The 23,632-nt window shown below is 66.3% G+C and carries 17 protein-coding genes; 5 read left to right on the top strand and 12 right to left on the bottom strand.

Annotated elements, in window-relative coordinates; genetic code table 11:
- Window positions 1–333: 333 nt before the first annotated feature.
- The 5 genes from NFU08_RS06470 (at window position 334) to NFU08_RS06490 (ending at window position 7,786) form a co-directional block, all read left to right on the top strand.
- The gene (locus tag NFU08_RS06470; RefSeq protein WP_251421541.1) at window positions 334–2,997 is read left to right on the top strand and encodes a LuxR family transcriptional regulator; all 2,664 of its coding nucleotides are present in this window, start codon (window positions 334–336) and stop codon (window positions 2,995–2,997) included.
- A 152-nt stretch (window positions 2,998–3,149) separates the two neighbouring features.
- Entirely contained in the window at window positions 3,150–4,748 is a 1,599-nt protein-coding gene (locus tag NFU08_RS06475) for a sugar transferase (protein WP_251421544.1), read from the top strand.
- Window positions 4,749–4,762: 14 nt separating this feature from the next.
- Window positions 4,763–5,908 carry a Gfo/Idh/MocA family protein gene (locus NFU08_RS06480; RefSeq protein ID WP_251421547.1) on the top strand — a complete coding sequence of 382 codons (1,146 nt, stop codon included), beginning with the start codon at window positions 4,763–4,765 and terminating at the stop codon, window positions 5,906–5,908.
- An 85-nt stretch (window positions 5,909–5,993) separates the two neighbouring features.
- Complete coding sequence (locus NFU08_RS06485) at window positions 5,994–7,124, top strand: DegT/DnrJ/EryC1/StrS aminotransferase family protein (RefSeq protein ID WP_174178606.1); 1,131 nt, start codon at window positions 5,994–5,996, stop codon at window positions 7,122–7,124.
- Entirely contained in the window at window positions 7,121–7,786 is a 666-nt protein-coding gene (locus tag NFU08_RS06490; RefSeq protein WP_174178484.1) for a NeuD/PglB/VioB family sugar acetyltransferase, read from the top strand. Before NFU08_RS06485 ends, NFU08_RS06490 begins: the two co-directional genes overlap by 4 nt.
- Here NFU08_RS06490 and NFU08_RS06495 read toward each other — a convergent pair.
- From NFU08_RS06495 to NFU08_RS06550, 12 genes are all read right to left on the bottom strand, one after another.
- Complete coding sequence (locus tag NFU08_RS06495) at window positions 7,783–9,084, bottom strand: M18 family aminopeptidase (RefSeq protein ID WP_251421550.1); 1,302 nt, start codon at window positions 9,082–9,084, stop codon at window positions 7,783–7,785. The genes NFU08_RS06490 and NFU08_RS06495 overlap by 4 nt on opposite strands.
- Before the next feature lie 34 nt (window positions 9,085–9,118).
- On the bottom strand, window positions 9,119–9,811 hold the full coding sequence (locus tag NFU08_RS06500) for a response regulator transcription factor (protein WP_174178488.1): 693 nt from the start codon (window positions 9,809–9,811) through the stop codon (window positions 9,119–9,121).
- The gene (locus tag NFU08_RS06505) at window positions 9,808–11,160 is read right to left on the bottom strand and encodes a sensor histidine kinase (RefSeq protein WP_174178490.1); all 1,353 of its coding nucleotides are present in this window, start codon (window positions 11,158–11,160) and stop codon (window positions 9,808–9,810) included. The genes NFU08_RS06500 and NFU08_RS06505 overlap by 4 nt, the downstream gene beginning before the upstream one ends.
- Before the next feature lie 27 nt (window positions 11,161–11,187).
- A complete protein-coding gene (locus NFU08_RS06510; RefSeq protein ID WP_174178492.1) occupies window positions 11,188–12,036 on the bottom strand; it encodes an ABC transporter permease in 849 nt (282 codons plus the stop codon).
- Window positions 12,033–12,980 (bottom strand): ABC transporter ATP-binding protein, encoded by a 948-nt coding sequence (locus tag NFU08_RS06515; protein ID WP_251421553.1) that lies wholly within the window; start codon window positions 12,978–12,980, stop codon window positions 12,033–12,035. The genes NFU08_RS06510 and NFU08_RS06515 overlap by 4 nt, the downstream gene beginning before the upstream one ends.
- Window positions 12,981–13,130: 150 nt before the next feature.
- Window positions 13,131–14,630: a bifunctional phosphatase PAP2/diacylglycerol kinase family protein gene (locus tag NFU08_RS06520; RefSeq protein WP_251421557.1), complete on the bottom strand. Its 1,500-nt coding sequence runs from the start codon at window positions 14,628–14,630 to the stop codon at window positions 13,131–13,133.
- Between the two features lie 65 nt (window positions 14,631–14,695).
- On the bottom strand, window positions 14,696–15,889 hold the full coding sequence (locus NFU08_RS06525; RefSeq protein WP_251421560.1) for an MFS transporter: 1,194 nt from the start codon (window positions 15,887–15,889) through the stop codon (window positions 14,696–14,698).
- Window positions 15,886–16,659, bottom strand: coding sequence for a DeoR/GlpR family DNA-binding transcription regulator (locus NFU08_RS06530; protein WP_251421563.1), 774 nt, complete (start codon window positions 16,657–16,659; stop codon window positions 15,886–15,888). The genes NFU08_RS06525 and NFU08_RS06530 overlap by 4 nt, the downstream gene beginning before the upstream one ends.
- Before the next feature lie 132 nt (window positions 16,660–16,791).
- Window positions 16,792–18,474: an ABC-F family ATP-binding cassette domain-containing protein gene (locus tag NFU08_RS06535; protein ID WP_174178502.1), complete on the bottom strand. Its 1,683-nt coding sequence runs from the start codon at window positions 18,472–18,474 to the stop codon at window positions 16,792–16,794.
- Window positions 18,475–18,564: 90 nt separating this feature from the next.
- Entirely contained in the window at window positions 18,565–20,553 is a 1,989-nt protein-coding gene (locus NFU08_RS06540) for a penicillin-binding transpeptidase domain-containing protein (protein WP_251421566.1), read from the bottom strand.
- A 69-nt stretch (window positions 20,554–20,622) separates the two neighbouring features.
- Window positions 20,623–22,071 carry an NAD(P)/FAD-dependent oxidoreductase gene (locus NFU08_RS06545; protein ID WP_251421569.1) on the bottom strand — a complete coding sequence of 483 codons (1,449 nt, stop codon included), beginning with the start codon at window positions 22,069–22,071 and terminating at the stop codon, window positions 20,623–20,625.
- Complete coding sequence (locus tag NFU08_RS06550; RefSeq protein ID WP_251421572.1) at window positions 22,064–23,530, bottom strand: glycosyltransferase family 87 protein; 1,467 nt, start codon at window positions 23,528–23,530, stop codon at window positions 22,064–22,066. Before NFU08_RS06550 ends, NFU08_RS06545 begins: the two co-directional genes overlap by 8 nt.
- Window positions 23,531–23,632 lie beyond the last annotated feature (102 nt).

Raw genomic sequence — 23,632 nt, forward strand, 5'->3', positions numbered from 1 at the left:
GTAGCAGGCCCGCTGTCGTCGGCATTAGGTAGGGGAGGTAGTGGACTGCGGGCCATTAGGTAGGTAGGGCATCCGCTCCCCTCTTGAGGAAAAGGAGGGGTGATCTTGAGCAAATACTAAGTGAACGATATATGGCGCTTTGCACAAATTCAGGGCTATATTCGCTTAACGGCTGGGAACCGTGCTGGAGGTGCAAACCGACAGCCTGCCTACCAATGGTTATATCCATAACCGGATGGCGGCATGCAGTATCCGAACAACTACTAACGAAAGAATGTGGTCTCCTTCTTCGAGGATTGGGGACCCATGTCATTGTTAGGGCGAAACAAGGAGTTGGACAGGCTTCTTTCGGTGATCCGCGGCCCCAAGGACACGGCCCTGGCGGTGATCGGCGGCCACGGGGTTGGAAAGTCGGCCTTGCTTTCGGAGATCCCCACGCTTTCGGACTACAAAACCGTCTTCCTCGGAGCAAGCGCGTTCGAATCCGACTGGCCTTTGTCCGGTGTCACGGCCCTCCTCAACGCCATGGATGATCCCGTACTCAACAGAATCGCTGATGAGCTCCTGCGCGATACTGCCGGATCCCTGGACGTGCCGGCCATTTCCTCAATGCTCCTCAACGGCCTGCACCAGCGTGCGTCCTCCCGGACCGTCATCGTCATCGACGACGCAGACCAGCTGGATCCCGGCAGCCAGGCTGTTATCGGCTTCCTGGCCCGCCGCTTGTCCGGCACGGACATTGCCATGTTCGTCTGCCTGCGCGACGAAGCACCTGACAGCCCTTTCAGCGGGCTGGCCGTGCTGCACCTCCAGGCGCTGAGCTACAGCGATACCGTGAGGATGCTTGAAGCAATCCCCGCACGGCACACCACGACGGCGGCCGCCCACGCGGTTGCCGCAGCAACCCGCGGAAACCCCCTTGCCGCCGTCGAACTTTATGCCCGGTTGCTGGAACGGCATGCGGAGGGAAAGTTCGCCCTCCCGGTTCCCCTGCCCGGCAACGGCAGTTTCGAGGCTGAATTCGCCCTGGTGGTGGGCGGACTGACCGCGCCCGCACGGAACGTACTGGATCTCCTGTCCCTCTCGTGCCGAAGCGACATCACCACGCTGGAAAAGATCAGCAAGGACGTGTGGACCGGCGTGGACGAACTGCTGGCCTGCGGAATCGTGCACCGCACCGGCCCGCACCTTGCAATCCGGGACCAGCTGCTTCGCGGGTACGTCTTTGGCGCCATGACGCCGGCGGTCCGCACGGCCAACCACCGGGCATTGGCGGACGCATGCCAGGACACTGACCCGTACGCCCGCAGGTGGCATCTGAGCTTCACGGCGCTGGAACGGCAGACCCCGTTCGGTTTGCTCCGCCACGCCGTCGACCTGATCCGGGGCGGGGAGCTGTCCTTCGCCGTGGCGTATGTTGAGCGCGCCCTGACCATCAACCCCTGGGAGGCGGAAACGGCGGCACGCCTGGCGGCGATCGCTGAACTCCTCTTCAACCGGGGTGAGTTCGTTTACGCCCGGCGCTACCTGGAGTGGGCACAGCGGGTGACCCGGAATCCGGCCCTGATCCTGCGGCTTACAGGGCTCTCCTTCGAAATCGACTTCATCCAGGGGGGAGCAGTCCGGTCCAGCATGGTGCTGCGCCTGGTGAAGGAATTCGGCCAGCACGATCCTGCCTTTGCCGCCAATCTCCTCGCCGTCGCCGCTGTGTACTACGCGGAACGCTGGGAATTCCAGGACGCGTGCGAGCTTCTCCAGTACGCCGGAAATTTCCAGGAAGCCGCATCAGCCGAATGCCTTGAACTCACGGAACGTGCCAGGCTGCTGACCGAGTCCACCGGCGGCGACGGAGTCCAGCCCGGACGCAAGTACACCCTTGAGGGCTGCTCCGTGGCAGGCCTGCTGATCCAGGGCCGCGCCTTCAGCTACGCGGAGCGCTATGACCACGCCCAGGAGCTCTTTGCCATGGTGCGGACCTCAACACGGGACGCCCACGTGAACTGGCGGGAAACGGCCTTGTTCCTCGCTGTGGACAACGAGATCAGGGCAGGAAACGTCCGGACGGCGAGCAAGCTGATGGACGACCTTGAACTTTTTGAACCTGAGTTCAAGTACCACCGCGGCCTCCGGCACGTTTTCCGGGTCTGGCGCGCCCACGCACTGGGGGATGAGACCCTCGCCCAAAGTTACGCGGCTGAGGCGCAACGGTTCGCCGGCGCCGAAAGCCACCCGGCCATCACCGCCCAGCTTGCCGCGTGGCAGGGCCACTTCGCACTGCTTCGGGGTGACCTGGCGGAATCCCTCGCCCAGCTCTCACGCGCGGCCGAGATTGGCACGGGCTTCACCAATCCCACGTTGCTCCGGTGCGATGCGGACCTCGTGGAGGTACTGGTCCGGCTGGGACGCCACCGGGAAGCCACCCAGGCACTCCTCAGCCTGGAGAGCCGTTCCGTCGGGCTGCGCTCACCGTGGCTGATGATGGCGGTTGCCCGGAGCCGGGCCATCCTTGCGGACGGCGAGCAGTCGTTGCAGCTGTTCGGCCAGGCCCTGGACAGCAGGAACTCGCGGGATTCGCTGCTTGAACGGGCACGTACCATGCTGTGTTATGCAGAACGGCTGAAGGCCCTCGGCCGCTTGCGGGATGCCCGCGACGGCCTTCTGCGGGCCAAGGTCATGTTCGACGAGGTTGGCGCCAACGCGTGGATCCAGCACGTGGATGCGCTCCTGCTGGACGAACGGGTGGAAGCACCAGGCCCCCAGGGAAACCCGGCCATGCTGCTGCTCGCCGACCACGAACGCGTGCTGGCAAGAATGGTCGCCCGGGGCATGCGCAACAAGGAGATCGCCTCCACCCTCTTCGTTTCCGTGAGGACCGTCGAGGTGAGGCTGACCGCCATCTACCGCAAACTCGGGGTTGAGTCACGCGCCCAGCTGACGGCCCTGGCTGCCAGCAAGGAAAAGGCAGCTCCGGAGCCGTACATCCTGCCGGTCCTCTAGTGCCGGCTGCAGCTGCTGCAGCTACCCGCATTATCCACAATATTCCTTCGCGGGACCCACAAAGGGCCCGCGCAAACCCTCCGCACGTGGCTTTCCGTGACTAATTTTGCTTCACGGCAAGAGCACAAGCGGACAAACCGGAAGGGGTCACCATGGCAGAAGCACCCGTCACCGGACAGCGGCGTCCCACGTTTTACGGGTCCAAACGCTCAGCGCTCACCGGCAGCCTGGCAGGCGAGCGGCCTGCCCTGGCGGGCGACGGTCCTGCCCAGGGAGTATCCCCCGGCTACCGCCCGGCAGTCAGCCTCGTCCCCCGGGAGCTGGGCCGTAAGGCGTCCTCCGCGGACTGGATCTCAGTCCACATCAACCTGTTGCGTGTCACGGACTCGCTGCTGATCGCCGGGGCAGTCGCTCTCGGCTACCACCTTGCCAGTCCCGGGCTTTTGAGCAGGACATCAACGGCGGCCGGAATCGCGGCCAGCGTTGCGCTGGCACTGATCTGGATTGCTGCACTGGAGATTTACAGGACACGCGATCCCAAAGTCCTGGGCGTGGGTGCAGACGAGTACAAACGGGTCATATCTGCCACCTTCCGGCTCTTTGGATTAATTGCCATCGCTTCCGTCGTCTTCTCGATCCAGAGCGGTGCCACCATGTTCGCCGTTGCCCTGCCGGTGGGCACCGTGTCCCTGACGGCGAACCGCTGGCTTTTCCGGCGCCGGCTGGCGACTGAGAAAGCCAAGGGACGGCACCTGTCACGGGCCATCGTTGTCGGCGAACCCGAGGACGTCCGCTACGTGGTCCAGCAGATCGAAAAGAAGTCCGGCCCCGTCTACAAGATCCTCGGTGTGTGCCTTCCCGGTTCGCGCCGGGGGGCCAGGCTGCGCGTGGGCGAGCAGCTGGTGCCCGTCCTTTCTTCCACGGATGACATTTCCCGGACGGCACGCCTCGCGCAGGCCGATGCCGTGATTGTTGCCGGGCCCCTCCCGGGCGGAAACAAGTTCATCCGGGAACTGGGGTGGAGGCTGGAGGAGTGCTCTGCCGAGATGGTGCTGGCAGCGACCCTCACGAACGTCGCGGGGCCCCGTATCCACTGGCGCCCCGTGGAGGGGCTTCCACTGATGCACGTGGACATTCCCCAGTATTCCGGCGGCAAGCACGTCCTCAAGCGGGTCATGGACGTTGTCCTTGCCGGTGCCGCCATCACCGCACTTTCGCCGCTGTTGTTGCTGCTTGCCGTCATCGTCCGGCTGGACAGCCCGGGCCCCGTCCTGTTCCGCCAGGACCGCATCGGCAAGGGCGGCCAGACCTTCGGCATGTACAAGTTCCGGTCCATGGTGGTGGATGCCGAGGAGCGCCAGGCCGTGCTGCACGAGACCAACGAAGGCGCCGGGGTCCTGTTCAAGATGCGCAATGACCCCCGCGTGACGCGGTGCGGTCGGTGGATGCGCAAGTACTCCCTGGACGAACTCCCGCAGCTTTGGAACGTCGTCCTCGGCGACATGAGCATGGTAGGCCCGCGCCCTCCCCTTGCACGCGAAGTCAGCGGATACGAGCAGCACACCCACCGGCGCCTCCTCATCAAGCCCGGCCTCACCGGTCTCTGGCAGATCAACGGGCGCTCGGACCTGTCCTGGGACGAGGCAGTGCGCCTGGACCTCTACTACGTCGAGAACTGGTCAATCCCGGGTGACCTGCTGATCTTGTGGCGGACTTTCCGTGCCGTCATCCAGCCTTCCGGCGCCTACTGACAACGAGGATGAGAATGGAAGCTTTCGCTAAGGACTTCAGCCACGGCAGGGACCGCGTAAACGCAGACAGGCTGCGTATCGCGGTGGTGGGCGCAGGTTCCCGGGGAGCGGGCATGGCCGAAACCCTCCAGGCCAGCCCGGACTGGGACCTGGCAGCCATCTGCGACGTGGACTCCCGCCGGGCCGGCACAGTCTCCGAAAAGCTTGGCGGCGCGCCCTGGTTTGAAGCCATCGATGAACTGCTGGACAGTGTGGAAGTGGATGCGGTGGCAATCGCCACCCCCCTCCGCGCCCTGTTCGGTACCGGAATGACCGCGCTGCGGGCAGGCAAGCACGTCCTGGTGGAACAGCCATTGGCGGACAGCCTGGAGCGCGGGCAGGAGATGGCCGCCGAGGCGGACGCCAGGGGCGTTGTGCTGATGGCAAACAAGGCCCAGTGTTTCGAACCTGCCGTGCAAAAGATGCAGAAGCTGGTGGGCAGCGGATCCCTGGGCGATATCCTCTTCGTCGAAGCAGTGCGGACCGAAAGCAACCTGGCCCGGACCGACCGGGACGTCTTCTGGGACCTGGCCCCGGACAGCCTTGCCCTCCTTGACTATGTGTTCGCCGGGCGGCTCAACCCGCAGGGAGTTTCGGCACTTGGGGGTGATCCGCTGGGAACCGGCCGCGACTGTGTTGGCCACGTGATTTTCCGGCTTCCAAACGACGCCACGGTGCACCTGCACGTCAACAACCTGAGCCGCGTGAAAAGCCATCAGCTGGTCATTGCAGGTTCCCAGCTTGTCCTGGTGTGGGATGCCACCCTTCCGCAGGAGCAACTGGCCATCTTCGACTCCGATTCATCCACGCAGCAGCGGCGCCGCTCCCCGTATTGGACGGAGCCGGGCGCACTTCAGGTGCCGGGCGAAGATGGACAGGTGCCCGCCTTCGGGCAGGAGGCGCGGGACCGCGTGGCTGCCGAGTTTGCGCGTCGGGTCCGCGGCCACCAGAGGGCCCCCTCCACCAATACGTCCGGCCTGCGGGTTCTCGGCATGCTGGAGGCGGTTAGCCGCAGCAGGGGCCTCGAAGGCCAGGCGTCGAGTATCCACGTGCCAGGGCCTGAAGATTACCAGCAGCAGGCTGCCGGCTCCTGGCTTGAAAGTGTCCTGTGGTCAAGGTGACACGAGCTGCCGTTCTTCATTCCGCTCCTCCTAGGAAAGATGGTGCCTCGTGGCCACCGAATCAGCTGTTGCACGCATCGAAGTAATGAAGCCCTGGCTGGGGCAGGAGGAAGCCCATGCACTTGCGGAGGTGGTCTTCTCCGGATGCGTCACGCAGGGCCCGAAAGTCAAGGAGTTCGAGGTCGACTTCGCAGCCGCACAGGGTGCCCGGTTCGCAGTAGCCACGTCGAGTTGCACCACCGCCCTGCATCTGGCCCTCGTGGTGGCGGGAATCGGACCAGGGGACGACGTCGTTGTGCCGTCACTGTCCTATATAGCCACGGCCAACGCCGTGACCTATGTCGGCGCACGCCCCGTCTTCTGCGATGTGGATCCTGCCACCGGCAACGTGACCGCGGAGACCATCCATGCCGCGCTGACCCTGGATACCCGGGCGGTGATCGTGGTGGACCAGGGCGGAGTGCCCGTGGACGTGGACCCGATCCGCGAACTGTGCGACCGCCACGAAATCACGGTCATCGAAGACGCTGCCTGCGCGGTGGGCTCGCAGTACAAGGGAAAGCCGGTGGGCGCCGGCGCCCACATCACCGTCTGGTCCTTCCATCCCAACCACATCCTCACCACCGGGGAAGGCGGCATGCTCACCACCCGGCGGGCGGACTGGGCGGCCCGCGCCCGGGCCCTGCGCGAACATTCAAGCAGCCTGGCGGCCCTCAACCGGGAAGAACTGTTCCTGTCGCCCCGCGAGATCTGCCTCGAGGTCGGTTTCGACTACCGCATGACCGACCTTCAGGCCGCCGTCGGAATCATCCAATTGCGGCGGCTTCCGGAAATGGTGGAACGGCGCCGGAAGATCGCAGGCACGTACGTCGACGCCCTCAAAAGCCTCAAAGGCCTCAGGATCGTGTCCGATCCTCCATACGGCACCACGAACTATCAATCCCTGTGGCTGGAAGTCCTCCCTGGATTCCCCATGACCCGCGAGGCCCTGCTGGAAAGGCTGGCCGACGCCGGCATCACCGCACGGCGCGGGGCGTACGCCGCACACCGCCAGCCGGCATACCGCTGGCGCGACAACGGCAACGCCAGGCTGCAGTCCACGGAGCGGCTGAGCGACCGCACCCTGGTCCTCCCTGTGTTCCACGAGATCGACTCATCCAGCATCAACCGCGTCATCAACGCCATCCGGAACGCAGCGCACCCGGTGGGCACGTGAGTGAGCTGATCCTCATTTCAGTGAGCGGCCTTGCCCGCGAAGTGCTGGCGATGGTGCGCAGCAGTGGCCAGTACGACGTCGTTGGCCTGTTGGACGATGACAAGGAGATGGCCGGTGTCACCGTGGACGGGGCGCCTGTCCTGGGGAGCATCGATGATGCCGCCAACTACACCCATGCGTTCCTGCTGGTGTGCCTGGCATCCGGGAAGGCACGGGAAGCCGTGGTGGACCGCCTCACGTCCCTGGGAATCCATGAATCGCGGTATGCAACTGCGGTGGATCCCTCGGTCCAGTACCCCGAAGGCTGCCGGATTGGGCGGGGAAGCATCCTGTTGCGCAATGTCACCCTGACAGCCGCCGTCACCCTGGGCTCACACGTGGTGGCAATGCCCTCGGTAACCTTCACCCACGACGACGACGTGGCGGACTTTGCGACGTTCGGCGCGGGCGTGTCATTGGGCGGCGGAGTCCGGGTAGGGAAGGCTGCCTACCTCGGCATGAATTCCAGCGTCCGCGACAGGACGTCGGTGGGCGACTATGCCACGGTGGGCATGGGCGCAGCCGTGCTCAGTAACGTCCCGGCCGGAGAAACGTGGGTTGGAGTCCCCGCCCACGAAATCGACCAGCACCTGTTCACTTTCGGGAAGGAACCGTCCCGCTAGACCGCCGTCCGGAAGAACTGCGCGGTCACCGCGGCCAGGCGCCAGGGATCCTTTACGCCGCACAGCTCCCGCGCGGAATGCATGGACAGCAGGGGAACGCCCACGTCCACCGTCCGGATTCCCAGGCGGGTGGCGGTCAACGGACCGATGGTGGAACCGCACGGAATCGCGTTGTTGGACACGAACTCCTGGTAGGGCACACCGGCCTCGGCGCACAGCCGGGCCCACAGCGCTGCACCGGAGGCGTCGGTGGCGTAGCGCTGGTTTGCATTGATTTTCAGGAGCGGTCCGCCGTTCAGCACCGGATGGTTGGCGGGGTCGTGCCGTTCCGCGTAGTTGGGGTGTACAGCGTGGCCGGCGTCCGCGGACACACAGAAGGACGCCGCCAGAGCCTGCCGCCGCTGGCTCACCGTGGCGCCCAGGCCGTCGGAGATCCGAACCAGGACATCCTCGAGGATAGGCCCGCAGGCGCCCGAGCGGGAGTTGGAGCCGATCTCCTCATGGTCGAACGCCGCCAGGACGGCGATCGGGCTGCCGGTACCGGGCGCCGACGCGTGCGCGGTCAGCGCCGCCAGCCCCGCATGGGTTGAGGAGAGGTTGTCGAGGCGCCCGGAGGCGAAGAACTCACTGTTGCCCCCGAAAACCGATGGGGCCTGCGTGTCCGCCATGACGACGTCGTACCCGCCAATGTGGGCGGGGTCCACGGAAGCGCCGGAAACGTGGGAAGCCAGCACGGCCAGCAGGTCGGCATCCGCGGGATTGCCGAGCCCCCACACCGGATTCATGTGCCGCTGCTTGTCCAGGGTGAGGCCGTCGTTGACAGTACGGTCCAGGTGGATAGCCAACTGCGGGAACCGGAGCATCGGCCCGGTGGCAGTCAGGTGCTCGGTGCCGTCCAGCATGACCAGGCGGCCGGCCAGCTGCAGTTCCCGGTCAAGCCAGGAGTTCAACAGCGGTCCGCCGTACACCTCCACGCCAGCCTGCAGCCAGCCGTGGGCACCCGTGGTCGGCTTTGGCTTGAGCTTGAAGGTGGGCGAATCCGTATGTGCGCCCAGGATGTTGAAGCCGGTGGCGGGCCCTGCCCCTTCGGGAACAACCCAGGCGATCAGCGCGCCGTCCCGGATGATGAAGTACTGTCCGGGCCCGCCCTCCCAGGGCTGCAGTTCGTCCAGGCGCACAAAGCCCGCTTCCTCCAGACGCCGCCCCGCTTCGTGCACGGCGTGGAAGCTCGACGGCGACGCGCTGACATAGGCGCCAAGGTCCTGGATATGGTCTGCGGCGGAGGCAAGGGAAGGCATGGTCTCGAGTCTAGACGGCGTTGCGCCGCGGGTCTCAGTAGTCCGGGTTGCTCGGCACCACGAGGCCGGTTTCGTAGGCGTAAACCACGGCCTGGACTCGGTCGCGCAGGTGGAGCTTGGTGAGGATGCGGCGGACGTGGGTTTTCACCGTCGCTTCCGAGAGGTAGTACCGGTGGGCGATTTCGGCGTTGGACAGGCCCTCGGCCATCGCCTCCAGCATCTCCGTTTCCCGCGGGGTCAGGTCCGCCAGCAGGGGATCCGGTGCAGGAGCGGCGGGGGCCGGGCGGGCGGCACCCCGGACGTATGTTTCCAGCAGCCGCTGCGTAACGCGCGGCGCCACCACGGCGTCCCCGCTGGCCACCACCCTGACGGCACTGACCAACTCCGACGGCGCCACGTCCTTGAGGAGGAAGGCCGAGGCTCCAGCCTGGAGGCCGGCAAAGGCATACTCGTCCACGTCGAAAGTGGTCAGGATGATGATCCGGGCGCACGAACCGGAGGCGGTGATGGCGCGCGTGGCCTCGATGCCGTCCAGCACGGGCATGCGGACGTCCATCAGCACCACGTCCGGGCGCAGCTCCCGGGCCTGCCGTACGGCGTCGGCCCCGTCAGAGGCTTCCCCAACAATCCTCAGATCCTCTTCGCCCTCCAGGATCAGGCGGAATCCCATCCGCAGCAGCGGCTGGTCATCAGCCAGCAGGACGTTGATGGGGGTGTTTCCGGTCATGGGTTGCCTTGCAGTTCGTAGGGGCGGATGGAGCCTGCGGAATCGTCTCCGGGCCAGGACAGTACGGCGTGGACGCGCCAGCCCCGGCCGCTGGGCCCCGCTTCCACGGAGCCGGAATAGATCCTGGAGCGTTCAGCCATCCCGGCCAGCCCCTGTCCGGATCCATGGGAACCGGCAGCACCGGACGGGGAAGTACCTCCATCCTGGGCGGGGTGCCCGGTGGCTCCGGCGCCGTCGTCGAGCACGTCAATGGTCACCGTGGAGCCCGAGCGGACAATGGTGACGTCCACCCGGGTCAGGGCGCGGCCGTAGCGGAGCACGTTGGTGAGCGATTCCTGCACGATCCGGTACACCGTGAGCTGGAACGCAGCATCGCCGGGCAGGGCAGGCCCGGTGTGGGAGTAGTGCAGCGGCAGGCCGGCGGTGCGGAAGCCTTCGAGCAGGCTGGCCAGGCTGTCGCCGGCGGTCAGCGGCAGCCGGGGCGCGGCGGTGCCGGTGTCATCACGCAGGACACCCAGGACCCGGCGCATGTCTGCGAGGGCGGTGCGTCCCGTCCGGGACAGTTCGCCGAGCACCTCCCCGGCGCGCTCCGGGTTTTTCTGGACGACGACGGCGGCACCGTCGGACAGGCTGATCATCACCGTCAGCGAGTGGGCCACCACGTCGTGCATCTCGCGTGCAATCCGGTTCCGCTCGTTGACGGAGGCAAGGCTGGCGGTCCGGGCGGCCCAGGCGGCGACCTCCTGCTCGTGCTCACGGCGTTGCCGGACGCTGATGCCGAGGCCGGTGGCCAGGATGTTGGACAGGGCAATGGTGGCGCCGGTGGCGATGCTGGTCAGGAGGTGGAAGTCGCCCGGGTTGACGCCCGGATCGTGGACGAAGGAGTTTTCCATGGGTCCCACGGCCGCCAGCAGATAAAGGAGTGCCAGCGGGGCCGTGGCCGCGGCCATGGTGATGAGCGCGAAGCGGCGGGTGTGGGCAACCGCTACGGCATAGAGCGAGAACCACAGTCCCGCGGAGACGTTGGAGCCCCAGGGGTGGAGCAGGGTGACCGCTACCTCCACCACGGCGACGAAGGCCGCCAGGCCCACAGGATAGAAGCGCCGCAGGAAGAGGGATCCGGCCACCAGCACCAGCAGGGCGGCTGCAAGCCAGTTGCCGGATGTGGCCGCGTCCGCCACGGTGGGTGCCACCAGGAGGCTGTAGCTGGCGGCCACGACGGCGTCCATCACCAGGGGGTGCCGCTGGAGGTACCTGCGGAACCGCCCTGTGCGCCTCGCCGTGAGCTCGGCGAAGGACGCGTCGGCCTGCCCGGCCGGCGCGTCCTTCGTAAATGCCGTGTGGTTCATATATCGGGGCTGCCCGTTCCGCGGGTTCTAGACGTCGCGCTTCTTCAAGATGATCATGGCAGCAGCCACCGGAACAGCCACCCAAACGCCAAGCCAGGTCCAGGCCTGCCAGACCTCGAGGGCGCCTTCCGCCGGTGCGGCCGTCACGATCCGCTCAAAGAGGCTGTCCGGCAGGTACTTGCGGGCTTCTGCGAAGAACTCGCCGGGGATGAGCTGGAAGGCGATGGGGACCACGAAGAACAGCCCCACCAGGGACATGATGCCACCCGCTGAATTCCGAAGGAGGGTTCCCAGGGACATTCCGATTGCCGCGACAGCTGCCACGTACACGCCGCTGACCAGCAGGAGGCGCCGGGAATGGTCCGAACCAAGGTCGATATCAAACCCGTAGTGGTCCAGGATGGGGCTGGCAGCCGCGTACGCGAGCAGGGACGACGCCACAGTCACCACGAAGGCGCACGCCGTCACCACCAGCAGCTTCGCGACGAAGGCCGGGGTGCGTTTTGGGACCGCCGAGAAGGTGGACCTTGCCATGCCGGTGGTGAATTCCGAGCTCATGAGCAGAACCGCCAGGGATCCGATGATGAGCTGCGCGAACGCGATGCCGGACGTGGGGATTCCCGCCGTAAGGTCAGCGCCCTGGGCCGCGAAGGCCGCACCTGCCTGGGGGTCGTTCCGGGACGCCTCGGAAAACTGTCCGATGCCCCACGCGTTCAGGGCGGCAAAGCCCACCATCACCAGCACGGTCGATCCCACCAGGACCAGGGTGGAGAGGAGCGTCCGGAACTTGATGAACTCCGAGTTGAGGACACGCAGGAAACTGGGACCGGGGCCCGTGCCCTGCGGCCGGCTGGATTGAAGTGCTGCCGTGCTCATTGCTGTCCTCCGGTCTGGGTGGGCGCCGCAGCTCCCGTGGTGATGAGGGAGTGGTACTCCACCTCGTCCTTGGTCAGTTCCATGTAGGCCTCTTCGAGGCTTGCCTGCAGGGGAGTGAGCTCGTAGACCATGATCCGGTTGTCCAGTGCTGTCCGGGCGATGTCCCTGGGGGGCAGGCCCGTGACCTGGAGGAGTTCGTGGTCCTGGACCTCAACGGAAACGCCGTCGTCCGCGAGCAGGCGCATGAGCTGCTCCGGCTGGTCAGTCCGGACGCGGGCGCGGGACTGGCCCTTGCCCGTGATGATTTCGCCGATAGGGGCATCGGCAATGATACGGCCCCGGCCAATGACAATCAGGTGGTCGGCGGTCATGGCCATCTCGCTCATCAGGTGGCTGGACAGGAACACTGTCCGTCCTTCCGATGCCAGGTACTTCACCAGGTTCCGCACCCAGACCACGCCCTCCGGGTCCAGGCCGTTGACTGGCTCGTCAAGAATGATGGTCTGGGGATCTCCCAGCAGTGCGGCGGCAATGCCGAGCCGTTGCCCCATTCCCAGGGAGAACCCTTTTACCTTCTTTTTGGCCACCTCCCCCAGGCCGGTCATCTCGATGACCTCCTGGACCCGTTTCCTTGGAATACTGTGGGTCGCGGCCATGGCCAGGAGATGGTTGTAGGCGGTGCGGCCGGTGTGGACGGCCTTGGCGTCAAGGAGCGAGCCCACCTCGCGCAGCGGTGCGGCATGCTGCGCAAACGGCACCCCGTTCACGGTGACGGAACCCGACGTCGGCCGGTCCAGTCCCATGATCATCCTCATGGTGGTGGACTTTCCTGCGCCGTTGGGTCCCAGGAAACCGGTAACGCGGCCTGCCTGGACGGTGAAGCTGACGCCGTCCACGGCGGTTTTATCGCCGTAGACCTTGGTCAGCCCTGTTGCCTCAATCATGGAATGTTCCTTCGAACGGCAGCTTGTGGACTGCGGGATGCGTTGCGGAAGTCTGGTACACACCACGCTACCCACGGCCGGGAGGTATTTCGCCGGTCTCAGGGATGATTCAGGGACGGGTCAGGGTAGTCCCCGTGGATGACCGGGTGATCACCGTTGCTGTGGCGAGTAGTAGGCAAAGGCCCGGCGGCGCACCGTGTACTCCACGCTGCGCACACCGGCCAGCGCCTCACCGTCAACCGCCAGAGCCATCGGCGACCCGCCGGCGTCGATGCGCACCCGTGTGGCCTCTGAGAGATGGGTGATGCGCGAGGTTGCCACCGTACCCGTCAGCACCGACCACAGCAGACGCAGCCGGGCGAACGACTCGTCGGCCGTGATCATGCGGACGTCGAGGACGCCGTCGTCCATCACGGGCCGGAACAGGGGTGCGTGGTCACGCGGGTAGTACCGGCCCCGTCCCACATAGGCGATCCACACCTTGTGCCGCCTGCCATCGATAGTGAGGGTGCTGGGGGTTCCGGCCGCGAAGGTACGGAACATCGCCACCACCCCGGCCAGCGGTTTTCCCAGCGCAGGCTGCAGCTGTTCCCGGCGGCGAACGAAGTTCGGGTACAGGCCAACGCTTGAGGTGTTCAGCATGGTCAGCTGCGCCCTTTCCGGACTGCCGGCCAAGCCGCGCTCCACCGTGACGATTCCTACGTCTGCCAGCGCCGCGTCTCCTTTGGACGCGGCGGCTACAGCCTCCTTGAGGCTCCCGGTTCCGGCGTCCCTGGCAAAGTGGTTCAGGGTACCGCCGGGGAGGACCAGCAGGGGGAGGGAATGCTCGACGGCGGCAGCTGCCGCGGCGCCGACGGTTCCGTCGCCGCCCCACACCCCGAGGGCACGGGTGCCGGGATGTTCGGCTGCATGCCGGATCTCGCGGAGAAGGTCCTGGTCCGGATGGACGGAATTAATATGCGCGTCAGGGAATACTCCCTGCAGGGCGGTGGCCGTCTCCTCCGTGAAGGATCCCCCGAGGGTGTTAACCACGATGCTGAGCCCCCGGCCGCCAGGTAGCTCCGGCGCCGTGGTCCATGTCCTCGCCACGTCGGGAAAGGGCGGCCGCACCGGCCACCACGTGCGCGTCAGGAGGGCAGCGCAGGCGCCCAGGGCGGAACCAAAGAAGACATCCGAAGGCCAGTGGGCTCCGGTGTGGACGCGTGAATAGGCTACGCCTGCCGCCACCGGAGCCAGTGCGGCCCCGATGACGGGCTGGACAAGTCCTGCACCCACGGCAAAGGCGACCGCCGACGCAGAGTGGCCGGATGGCATGGAGGAACTTGTCGGCTGGGGGTGGACGAACCGGAACACCGGAAGATGCTCCGGCAGCGGCCGTGCCCGGGGAAGCAGGGTTTTGAAGACAACGTTCGTGACGGCGGAAGCCACTGCCTGGGCGATGAGGCCGTGCAGTGCCGCACGCCGAGGCCGTCCCGGAAAGGCGGCCATTGCTGCAGCAGCGGCGATCCACAGTTTTCCGTGGTTGGCGGAGGCCGAAAGGCGCCGAAAGAACGCATCATGGTTTCCTCCCGGAAGATCCGAGACATGCCGCACCAGGTATCTGTCCAGGCGGCTGATCCAACGATGGCTTCCGCGCCATGTGCTCTGCATTCCATCACCCTACCGGTCGGTGAATGGAGGTCCTCCAGCCGCGCGGAAAATCCGGTCTGCCGTCTTTATCCGGCCCTCAGGGGTTTCGCCGCCCCAGCCAGCAGCAGGGCCAGGAGGATCGGCGCGAGGATGGCCAGCAGCGCCAGGTGTATGCCGGTCAGGTCGCCGAGGTACCCCAGGAGGGGAGGTCCGGCGAGGAAGGAGATATACCCCAGCGTGGATACGACGGACACCCTGGCAGCGGCATGCCTGGGGTCGTCCGCAGCCGCAGACATGCCCATGGGGAAGGCGAGTGCTGCTCCAACGCCCCACAGCGCAGCCCCAACGGCAGCCAGCCACACGTTTCCGGCGAGCACAAAGAGGCACAGCCCGGCCGCCGCGGCTGCCATGCTCGCCCGGAGGACCGCAACCCGACCGTACTTGTCGATGACGCGGCCGCCCAGGAACCGCATCGCCGTCATGGCCAGCACGAAGAGGGCGAACATCAGCGCGCCGGTGGATTCAGAGGTGCCCAGCCCGTCTACGGATGCTTTGGCGATCCAGTCATTGCCCGCACCCTCCGTCAGGGTGGCCCCGAGGACCACGACGCCTATGAGCAGGGTGCGGCTGTCACGCCAGGCTGACGGTCCTTTGGCTGCCTTTGCTTCTCCGTCCGGTGTGGCGGTGGAGATATGCGGGAGGAAGTAGCGCGGGGCAGTCAGCATCACCACAACAACCACACCGGCGATGACCAGCAGGTGCAGGGGCAGGCCGACGCCAAGGTTGGAGAGCCCGGCACCGATCAGTGCGCCGACGAAGGCACCGCCGCTGAACGCTGCATGGAACTGCGGCATGATGGTGCGCCGCAGCTTATGCTCCACGTCGGCACCCTCAATGTTCTGGGCTACATCCCAGAGTCCGATGGCGATACCGAAGAAGAAGAGGGCAACGGCCGTCCCTGGAATCGAGGCGACAGAGAGCGAAGCGGCGATTCCGACGCCAGCGAGGGCCGCAAGGACGCCTCCGAAGCGTGCCGTGTTCGCGGTCCCGATCCTGCCCACCACCAGTCCGGCGGTAGGGAGCGCCAGGAGCGAACCCACGGCGGTGCACAGCAGGAGGGTGCCCATCTGCCCGGAGGTGATTTCCAGTGTCTCGGTGACGGCGGGGATCCTCGCGGCCCAGCTGGCAAAGACGAGGCCGTTGATGCCAAAAACCACAAAGGTGGCTGTGGCGGCTGCGTTCAGTCCTGCCTGCTGCCCGGTACCGGTGTTGATGCTCATACAGTCACTACTTCCAGGGAGTATTCGTCGAGTTGTGCGCGTTCATCGGCGCTGAAATTTTTGTCCGTCACCAGGATGTCCACCCGTTCCAGGCCGGCGACCAATGCCCGGGCCTGTGCATCCCATTTGGCGGCGGAGGCAGCCACCACCACCCGTGCGGCGGATTCCACGCCGGCGCGCTTCACCGCGGCGTCCTCGATGTCATGGGCCAGGAGGCCGGCCTTGAGGTCCACGGCGCAGGGCGTCACAACAGCGGTGTCGAAGCGCAGGGAGCGGATGTTGGATTCGGCCAGCGGGCCGCGGAAGCTCAGCTCTCCGGGTACAAGGCTGCCGCCGGGCAGCAGCAGGGCGGGGCGGGTACCTGCGGTGGATTCGCCGCCCGCGAGGACGTTCAGCGCCCTCAGTGACATCGGCATGAGGGTCAGTTCCTTCGCTTGCACAGCGCGGGCCACCTCCGTGGCAGTGCTGCCGCTGTCCAGCCACACGTGCTCGCGGTCCCCCAGCAACCCTGCGACGGCAGCCGCAATGCGCCTCTTTCCGTCCTGGTCCTCCAGCTCGCGCTGGCCGTAGCCTGGATTTTCGCCGCGGCCGATGAGGCTCCGTGCCCCGCCGTGAATCCTGCGGAGGACGCCATTAGCTGCCAAGGCCTCGAGGTCCCGCCGGATGGTTGCCCCCGACGCGTCGCAGGCCACCATCAGCTCCTCCACTGTCACCTCATGGCGCTGGCGGAGCAGCCCGGCAATGGTGCGGTGCCGCTCATCAGTCTTCATGATCAAATGCTAACAAATTTTGATCAATTGATCACGAGACGCTCTCTCACTTAATGCCGGAAATCACCGATCCCTCTCTCACCGGTGAGAGAGGGATCGCTAAAAAGCTGCAGGGAGTGAGAGAGCGTTGGATCAGCGGACGCGCTCCACGCGCTTTTCGTCCCACACCGGCTCTGCGGATTCGTATACCTTGCCGTCGGATCCGAACACCAGGAAGCGGTCGAACGTGCGCGCGAACCAGCGGTCGTGGGTGACGGCGAGGACGGTTCCTTCGAAATGGTCGATGGCCTTCTCAAGTGCCTCGGCTGAGTGCAGGTCCAGGTTGTCCGTGGGCTCGTCGAGGAGCAGCAAGGTGGCGCCACTGAGCTGCAGCAGCAGGATCTGGAACCGTGCCTGCTGCCCGCCCGAGAGGGACTCGTACTTCTGCTCCGACTGCCCGGCCAGCCCGTAGCCGTCCAGCGCCCCGGCCGCGGCCTCCCGGCCGAGACCTGAACGGTGCTCATCGCCACGGTGCAGGATCTCCAGCAGCGTCTTGCCCAGGAGGTCGGGCCGGACGTGGGTCTGGGCAAAGAAACCGGGGCGAATCCTGGCGCCAAGTTTCACGGTGCCCTCGTGCGGCACTTCGGCGATCTCGACGTCGGACACGGGCAGGTGTTCCCGCTCCGGATCGGTTCCGCCGGTAGCCAGCAGCCGGAGGAAGTGCGACTTGCCCGAGCCGTTGGAACCCAGCACACCAACGCGGTCCCCGAACCACACTTCCGTGGAAAAGGGCTTCATGAGTCCGGTGAGTTCCAGCTTCTCCGCCACGATGGCCCGCTTGGCGGTCCGCCCGCCCTTGAGGCGCATCTGCACGTTCTGCTCGATGGGCAGCGCTTCCGGCGGCCCGATCTCCAGGAACTTGGCCAGCCGGGTCTGGGCGGCGTGGTACCGGTTGGCCATGTCGGAGCGGAAGGCGGCCTTGTTCTTGTACATGTTGACGAGTTCCTTGAGCTTCACGTGCTCCTCGTCCCAGCGCTTCCGCAGTTCCTCGAAACGGGCATTGCGGTCTGCCCGGGCCTCCACGTACGAGCCAAATCCGCCGCCGTGGATCCACGCGCCGGCACCGTTGATGCCGGGTTCCAGCGTCACGATGCGCCCTGCGGCATTGTTCAGCAGCTCGCGGTCGTGGCTGATGAAGAAGACCGTTTTCCTGGACTCGTTCAGCTTGTCCTCAAGCCACCGCTTGCCCGGGACGTCAAGGTAGTTGTCCGGTTCGTCGAGCAGCAGGAGGTCGTCCGGCCCGGCAAAGAGCGCTTCGAGCACCAGGCGCTTCTGCTCGCCTCCGGAAAGGCTCGACGCCGGGCGGTGCTGCGCGCGGTCAAAGGGAAGTCCCAGCGCGGCCATGCACACCTCGTCCCAGACGGTCTCGACGTCGTAGCCGCCCGCATCTCCCCAATCAACGATCGCCTGGGCGTACCGCATCTGGCTTGGCTCGTCGTCGTACTCCACCATGGCAAGCTCGGCATCGTCCACCTCGCGGGCCGCAGCCGCCAGGGCAGGCGGGGCGGCGGACACCAGGAGGTCACGCACCGTGGAGCCGTCCCGGACCTGGCCTACGAACTGGCGCATGATGCCCATGTTCCCGGACCGCCCGATCACGCCTTCATCCGGCACCAGGTCCCCGGCGATGATGCGGAACAGGGTGGTCTTCCCGGTGCCGTTGGGGCCGATCAATGCGGTCTTGGTGCCGTCCGGGACCTTGAAGGTCACTCCGTTAAGCAGCTGGGTGCCGTCGGAGAGGAAATAGTCAATGCCGGAAACGTCAATATGGGCCACGTATTCCATCTTCCCACGGCCATGGCAGAGAGTTTTTGTCCAGGCATGCAGGGTTGACCGGCCCGGAATTCTGCATACCCGGACATAAAACTAGCCGGCTGCGGTGAGGAACTCCTTCAGCAGCGGCCCGGACGTCGTTGCTCCCAGACCGCCGTCCTCCACGAACACGGCCACGGCCAGGTCCCCGTGGACAGCCACGATCCAGGCGTGCGTCTTCGGGGGAGTCTCCTTGCCGAATTCTGCCGTCCCGGTCTTCGCCCCCACGGGTGCACCGGGAACGCCGGCCAGGAAGCCTGCATGCCCGGAGGTGACCACGGCGCGCATCATGTCACCGAGCGAAGCGGCCTCGGCAGCAGTGATCGGCTCGCCCGACGCCGTCGACGGTGCTTCTGCCGTCGCGGTGGCGGAAGGCTGCGCCGCCGGTGCCGTGGAACCGCTCGTCGTGCCGGCAGCGGCAGCACCGCCGTCGGGATTCAGGACCAGTTGGGGCGACACCGGCGCGCCCTTGGCCACGGAGCCCGCCATCATGGCTGCCGCCAGGGGAGAAAGCAGCACCTTGCCCTGTCCGATCATGGAGGCGGCATGCTCCGTCCCTGCCGCCTCGCCGGGCACGGATCCGAGGAACGCGTCTGCGCCCAGCGACGGCGCTTCGACGGCGATCCCCATGGCCAGGGCGGCCGCCTCAAGCTGTCCTTGTGACACGGTATCCTGGGCAGCGATGAACGCCGTGTTGCAGGAATGCGCAAAGGCGTCACGCAGGGTGACCGAGCCCAGGGAGCTTTCGGGATAACCGTCGGCGTTCTTGAAAGTGCGCCCGTCCACCGTCAGCGTCGGCGTGCACTCAACCTTGGAATCAGGGGTCAACCCGTTGCGGAACATGGCCAGCGAGTCCACCATCTTGAAGATCGACCCCGGCGCGTACTGGCCCAGCATGGCCGTGTTGTAGCCGTTACTGCCGGGCCCCGATGCCACGGCCAGGACGGCACCGCTGGAGGGGCGGAGCGCCACGATCGCCGACGCCGGACCTACGTCCTCCAGGGTGGTCTCCGCGAGTGCCTGCAGCGTGGGGTCGATGGTTGTCTTCAGCGGTGTCCCGGGCTCAGGCGCCACTTCAAAGAGCACGCGTCGGGGGTCAGTTGCTGCGGACTGGATCTGTTCGCGGGTCAGGTCGGCGCGCTGCGCGCGGATTACGACGGCGTCCGTCCCCCTGAGCTGTTCGTCGTACTGCTGCTGCAACCCGCCGATGCCGGTGACATCACCCGCTGACAGGGCGCCTTCCGAGGCTTCGATCTGCTCAGCAGTGGCTTCCCCGACGGTGCCGAGCACGGCGCGGGCGAAGGTCCGGCTGGGTGCCAGCGGCACCGAGGCGGGAATGGCACGGGCGCCGGGGATTGCTGCGATCTGCTCGTTGGTGATGGTGCGGCCCTCTTCCCGCAGGGTAATCGCGGACACAAAGGCTTCCGCGCCGGAGGCCTTCACCTGCTGGACGTAGCCGGCGGGGTCAACCCCAACGAGGGCAGCGAGCCTGGTGGCAGCGTCGGTGGGGTCGGCAGTGCCGAGCTGGGGCTTGTCGATGCCGACGTTCACCACGGGACGGTAGGTGACCAGGGGGACGTCCCCCGCCCCGAGGATATCCGCGCGCTGCGGGGACTGGGCGCCTTTGCTGAGGATCTCGCTGTCCGCGAGGCCGGGCGCCAGGGTTGCCGGGTCCCAGACCGTAAGCCATTTGTCCCCGGACTTCTTGAAGTTTGCCGGTACGGTGTATTTCCACTCTGCGTCGCCGAATTTCCAGGTGTAGTTCAAGGGCGCCGAGGCATTGTCGCCGTCCAGGGTGATGTCGCCTGCTTCGACCGCGGGCTTCTGCGGGTCCAATGCCTTGAAGACGCCGCGCAGCTGGTCGTTGGCGGCAGCGGCGTCCTTGCCGTCGAAGGCCACCCCGGCCACATCCAGTCCCGAAACGGCTGTGGCAAATTGCTGTGCTGCGGTTTCTGCCCCGCTCCGGCCGTCGTCGCAGGCCACCAGCGAGGTTCCCAGAATGAGCGCAGCTACGGTAACAGAAAGTTTTGTTGATTTCCCCATTCGGCCATTATGCCCCGCGAAATGCAGTGCGTCGGGCCATTCCTTGAGGTTTGCGGGCGCTGCCGGCTGCTAGGCGCCGCCCAGGCCCAGCGACGGTACGGGCAGGTGGAATATGTCCTTGAGCGCATGGGTTGCCGCGTGCAGGCCGGGCATGCCGGTGACCCCGGGGCCGGGCGGCGTGGAGGAGGAACAAAGGTAGACGCCGCGCAGGGGAGTGCGCCATGGGTGCCGGGATACGACGGGCCGCTGGACCAGGCCGCGGAGGTCCATGGTGCCGGCGCTGAAGTCCCCGCCGATGTAGTTCCGGTTGTACTTTGCCAGCTGCGCCGCCGTCACCACGTTGGTGTCCACCACGAGGTCCCTGAAACCGGGGGCAAACCTTTCCAGCTGCGCGGTGATGGCTTCCGCCATGTCCTTGGTTGAACCGGCCGGCACGTGGCAGTAGGTCCACAGGGTGTGGCGGCCCGTGGGGGCGCGCCGTGGGTCGAACCGGGAAGGCTGGGCTACCAGGACGTAGGGCCGTTCGGGGTGCCGGCCGGCACTGACCTCGTTTTCCGCGTGTGCCAGTTCCTCCCTGGTTCCGCCCACGTGGACGGTTCCGGCGTCAGCCAGTTCGGCCGCCTGCCACGGAACGGGGCCGGACAGGATGAAGTCCACCTTGCAGGAGCCGTTCCCGTAGCGGAAGGACTCCAGGGCTGTGCGGTAGCGGCCGGGAAGGGAGTCACCGGCCATGTCCACCAGTCCGCGCGGCGCGACATCAAGGAGCGTGGCCCGCGCCGCTGGAAGGTCCGTTAACCGGTTGATGGGGGCGTTTGTGTGGAGGATGCCGCCATGCGACTCGATGTCCGTTGCCAGGGCGGCGGCGATGGCAGCAGAACCGCCCAGGGGAATGGGCCATCCTTCAGCGTGGCCCAGCGCCCCGAGCATCAGCCCTGCTCCGGACGCGGCCAGGGACGGAAGGCGGGACACGGCATGGGCCGCAACGCCGCTGAGGAGCGCAGGAGCTGCCTCCTCGCGGAACCTGGCATTCCAGAAGCCCGAACCTTGTTCCAGGGTCCGCAGGCCAAAAATGCCCGCGGCCACCGGGTTGCGGGGAAGGCGGAAGAGCTGGTTCTGCGTAAAGTCCATAACGTCGTCGATGTTCCGCACGATGGGGCCCATCAGCCGCCGGTACGCAGCGCCGTCCCGGCCGAGTCCCGCTGCGGTCCGGTCAAGCGACCGGTAGGCGAGGGCGGACCGTCCGCCGTCCAGCGGTGATCCGAAGGAGAGCTCAGGCGTGACAAGCTCCATCCGCCGGGAAAGCTCGAAGGCCCGGAAGAAAGGCGAGGCCAGGGCCATTGGATGGACGGCCGAGCAGACGTCGTGGAAGTGGCCCGGCTGCATGAGTTCTGCCGTACGGGTTCCGCCGCCGATCACGGGCGCGGCTTCGAAGACCTCCACGGCAAGCCCTGCCCGCGCCATGACGGCCGCGGCAGCCAGCCCGTTGGGTCCGGCTCCAACCACCGTAACGTCAGGCATCGGAGGCCGCCTTCTGCTGGAGCGCAGCAATGGTCCGGCGGCGCAGGTTCAGCCGGAACCTGTCCGGTGCCCCGTTGAACGGGCCGCCGTGGGGATCGTCCAGGTGGTGCCTGCGGATGGGATCGTACGTGGGGTCGTAGATGTCCCAGGTCACCCGCGCCATCAGGTAGGTGACGGCCAGCATGTGCGCAGCCACGGCCAGGACGTAGTAGGGCATATCCAGGTTGTGCTGGGAGGATCCGGCGCTGGTCACCTGTCCAAGGTACATCCACACCGCAGCCCAGTGGAGGCCCTCGATGCCCTGCCAGACCAGGAAGTCGCGCCACCGCGGCCTGGCCAGCGCGAGGAGCGGGATCAGCCATACAACAAACTGCGGTGAATACACCTTGTTGGTCAGGATGAAGGCCGCCACAACCAGGAAGGCAAGCTGGGCAAGGCGGGGGCGGCGCGGTGCGGTCAGGGCAACAAGGGCAATGAGGGCGCAGCCCAGCACAAATAAACCGAGGGACAGCAGGTCCACGGCTGCACCGCTCAGTTCCTGTCCCCTCAATCTGCCCAGCACCAGGTTGTAGGCGAACCAGGGTGAGCTGTAGCCGGCGCCGCGGTCTGCCGAAAACTGGAAGAAGTAGGCCCAGCCCGGGAAATTGGCCACGGCAAAGGGGAGGTTGATAACAGCCCACGAGGCGGCCGCGGCCCCCGCAGTCTTGAGGAACGGCTGGAACCGTCCGGTCCGGAGGGCGAGCAGGAGGATGGCACCCAGAATGAGCAGCGGATACAGCTTGGCGGCCGTGGCAAGCCCGATAAAGACCCCCGCCAGCACCAGCCGCTCCCGGGAGAAGAAGTACATACCCACGGCAAGCAGCGCCACCGCCCAGAGATCCCAGTTGATGGTACCGGCCAGGATGATGCCCGGCGCCAAAGCCACCATGGCTGCATCCCAGGGCCGGCGGGCGCTCATCCGGGCGGTGGCCAGGACCGTGACCACCGCGGCCGCGGCCAGAAGCGCGGCATTGATGTCGAAGTAGGCCAGGATCCGGGCATCCGGGGCTCCAGAGCCGGGGACCAGCCAGGCCGTTATCCCGGCAATAAGGCCGGTCAGGACAGGGTATTCAAACTGGCTCCCCGTGCCCAGGATGGGAAAGTTGCCGTCTGCCAGTCCGCGGTTCCGGAACAGTTCGGGGAAGTCGGAATAGCAGGTGGCGTAGAACTGGGTGGGGGATTCCCATCCGTTGGCACGGCAGAATCCCTTCAGCAGGATGCCTGCCAGTGCCGCCAGCACGGTCAGCAGGATCAGTACCCGCTCCACCGTGAAGACACCAGGGGAAACAATACCCGGAGCGGATCGGGATCCAAGGGGGCCACCCACCAATTCCGTGAAGTTCCTCAGCAGGATATCGCTGCGGCTTGGAACAACGAGGCGCAGCCTTCCTCGATGCTCGGGCGGCTGGGTGTCCTCCATGGCTTCGAGCTTACCGCCGTGCCCGGAAGCCGGTTGGCGCCACGGGCGGCGGAGCCCACGCGTCGCCGCATGGGCTCCGGCCACAGGTTCTCTGGTGTTTCA

The sequence above is a fragment of the Pseudarthrobacter sp. NCCP-2145 genome, assembly GCF_023708005.1.
Lineage (GTDB): Bacteria > Actinomycetota > Actinomycetes > Actinomycetales > Micrococcaceae > Arthrobacter > Arthrobacter oxydans.

Excerpts from the sequence above, each read along its gene's own strand:
- NFU08_RS06475 (WP_251421544.1), top strand. The coding sequence starts at position 3,150 with ATGGCAGAAGCACCCGTCACCGGACAGCGGCGTCCCACGTTTTACGGG.
- NFU08_RS06480 (WP_251421547.1), top strand. The coding sequence starts at position 4,763 with ATGGAAGCTTTCGCTAAGGACTTCAGCCACGGCAGGGACCGCGTAAAC.
- NFU08_RS06485 (WP_174178606.1), top strand. The coding sequence starts at position 5,994 with ATGAAGCCCTGGCTGGGGCAGGAGGAAGCCCATGCACTTGCGGAGGTG.
- NFU08_RS06495 (WP_251421550.1), bottom strand. The coding sequence starts at position 9,084 with ATGCCTTCCCTTGCCTCCGCCGCAGACCATATCCAGGACCTTGGCGCC.
- NFU08_RS06500 (WP_174178488.1), bottom strand. The coding sequence starts at position 9,811 with ATGACCGGAAACACCCCCATCAACGTCCTGCTGGCTGATGACCAGCCG.
- NFU08_RS06505 (WP_174178490.1), bottom strand. The coding sequence starts at position 11,160 with ATGAACCACACGGCATTTACGAAGGACGCGCCGGCCGGGCAGGCCGAC.
- NFU08_RS06510 (WP_174178492.1), bottom strand. The coding sequence starts at position 12,036 with ATGAGCACGGCAGCACTTCAATCCAGCCGGCCGCAGGGCACGGGCCCC.
- NFU08_RS06515 (WP_251421553.1), bottom strand. The coding sequence starts at position 12,980 with ATGATTGAGGCAACAGGGCTGACCAAGGTCTACGGCGATAAAACCGCC.
- NFU08_RS06520 (WP_251421557.1), bottom strand. The coding sequence starts at position 14,630 with ATGCAGAGCACATGGCGCGGAAGCCATCGTTGGATCAGCCGCCTGGAC.
- NFU08_RS06525 (WP_251421560.1), bottom strand. The coding sequence starts at position 15,889 with ATGAGCATCAACACCGGTACCGGGCAGCAGGCAGGACTGAACGCAGCC.
- NFU08_RS06530 (WP_251421563.1), bottom strand. The coding sequence starts at position 16,659 with ATGAAGACTGATGAGCGGCACCGCACCATTGCCGGGCTGCTCCGCCAG.
- NFU08_RS06540 (WP_251421566.1), bottom strand. The coding sequence starts at position 20,553 with ATGGGGAAATCAACAAAACTTTCTGTTACCGTAGCTGCGCTCATTCTG.
- NFU08_RS06545 (WP_251421569.1), bottom strand. The coding sequence starts at position 22,071 with ATGCCTGACGTTACGGTGGTTGGAGCCGGACCCAACGGGCTGGCTGCC.
- NFU08_RS06550 (WP_251421572.1), bottom strand. The coding sequence starts at position 23,530 with ATGGAGGACACCCAGCCGCCCGAGCATCGAGGAAGGCTGCGCCTCGTT.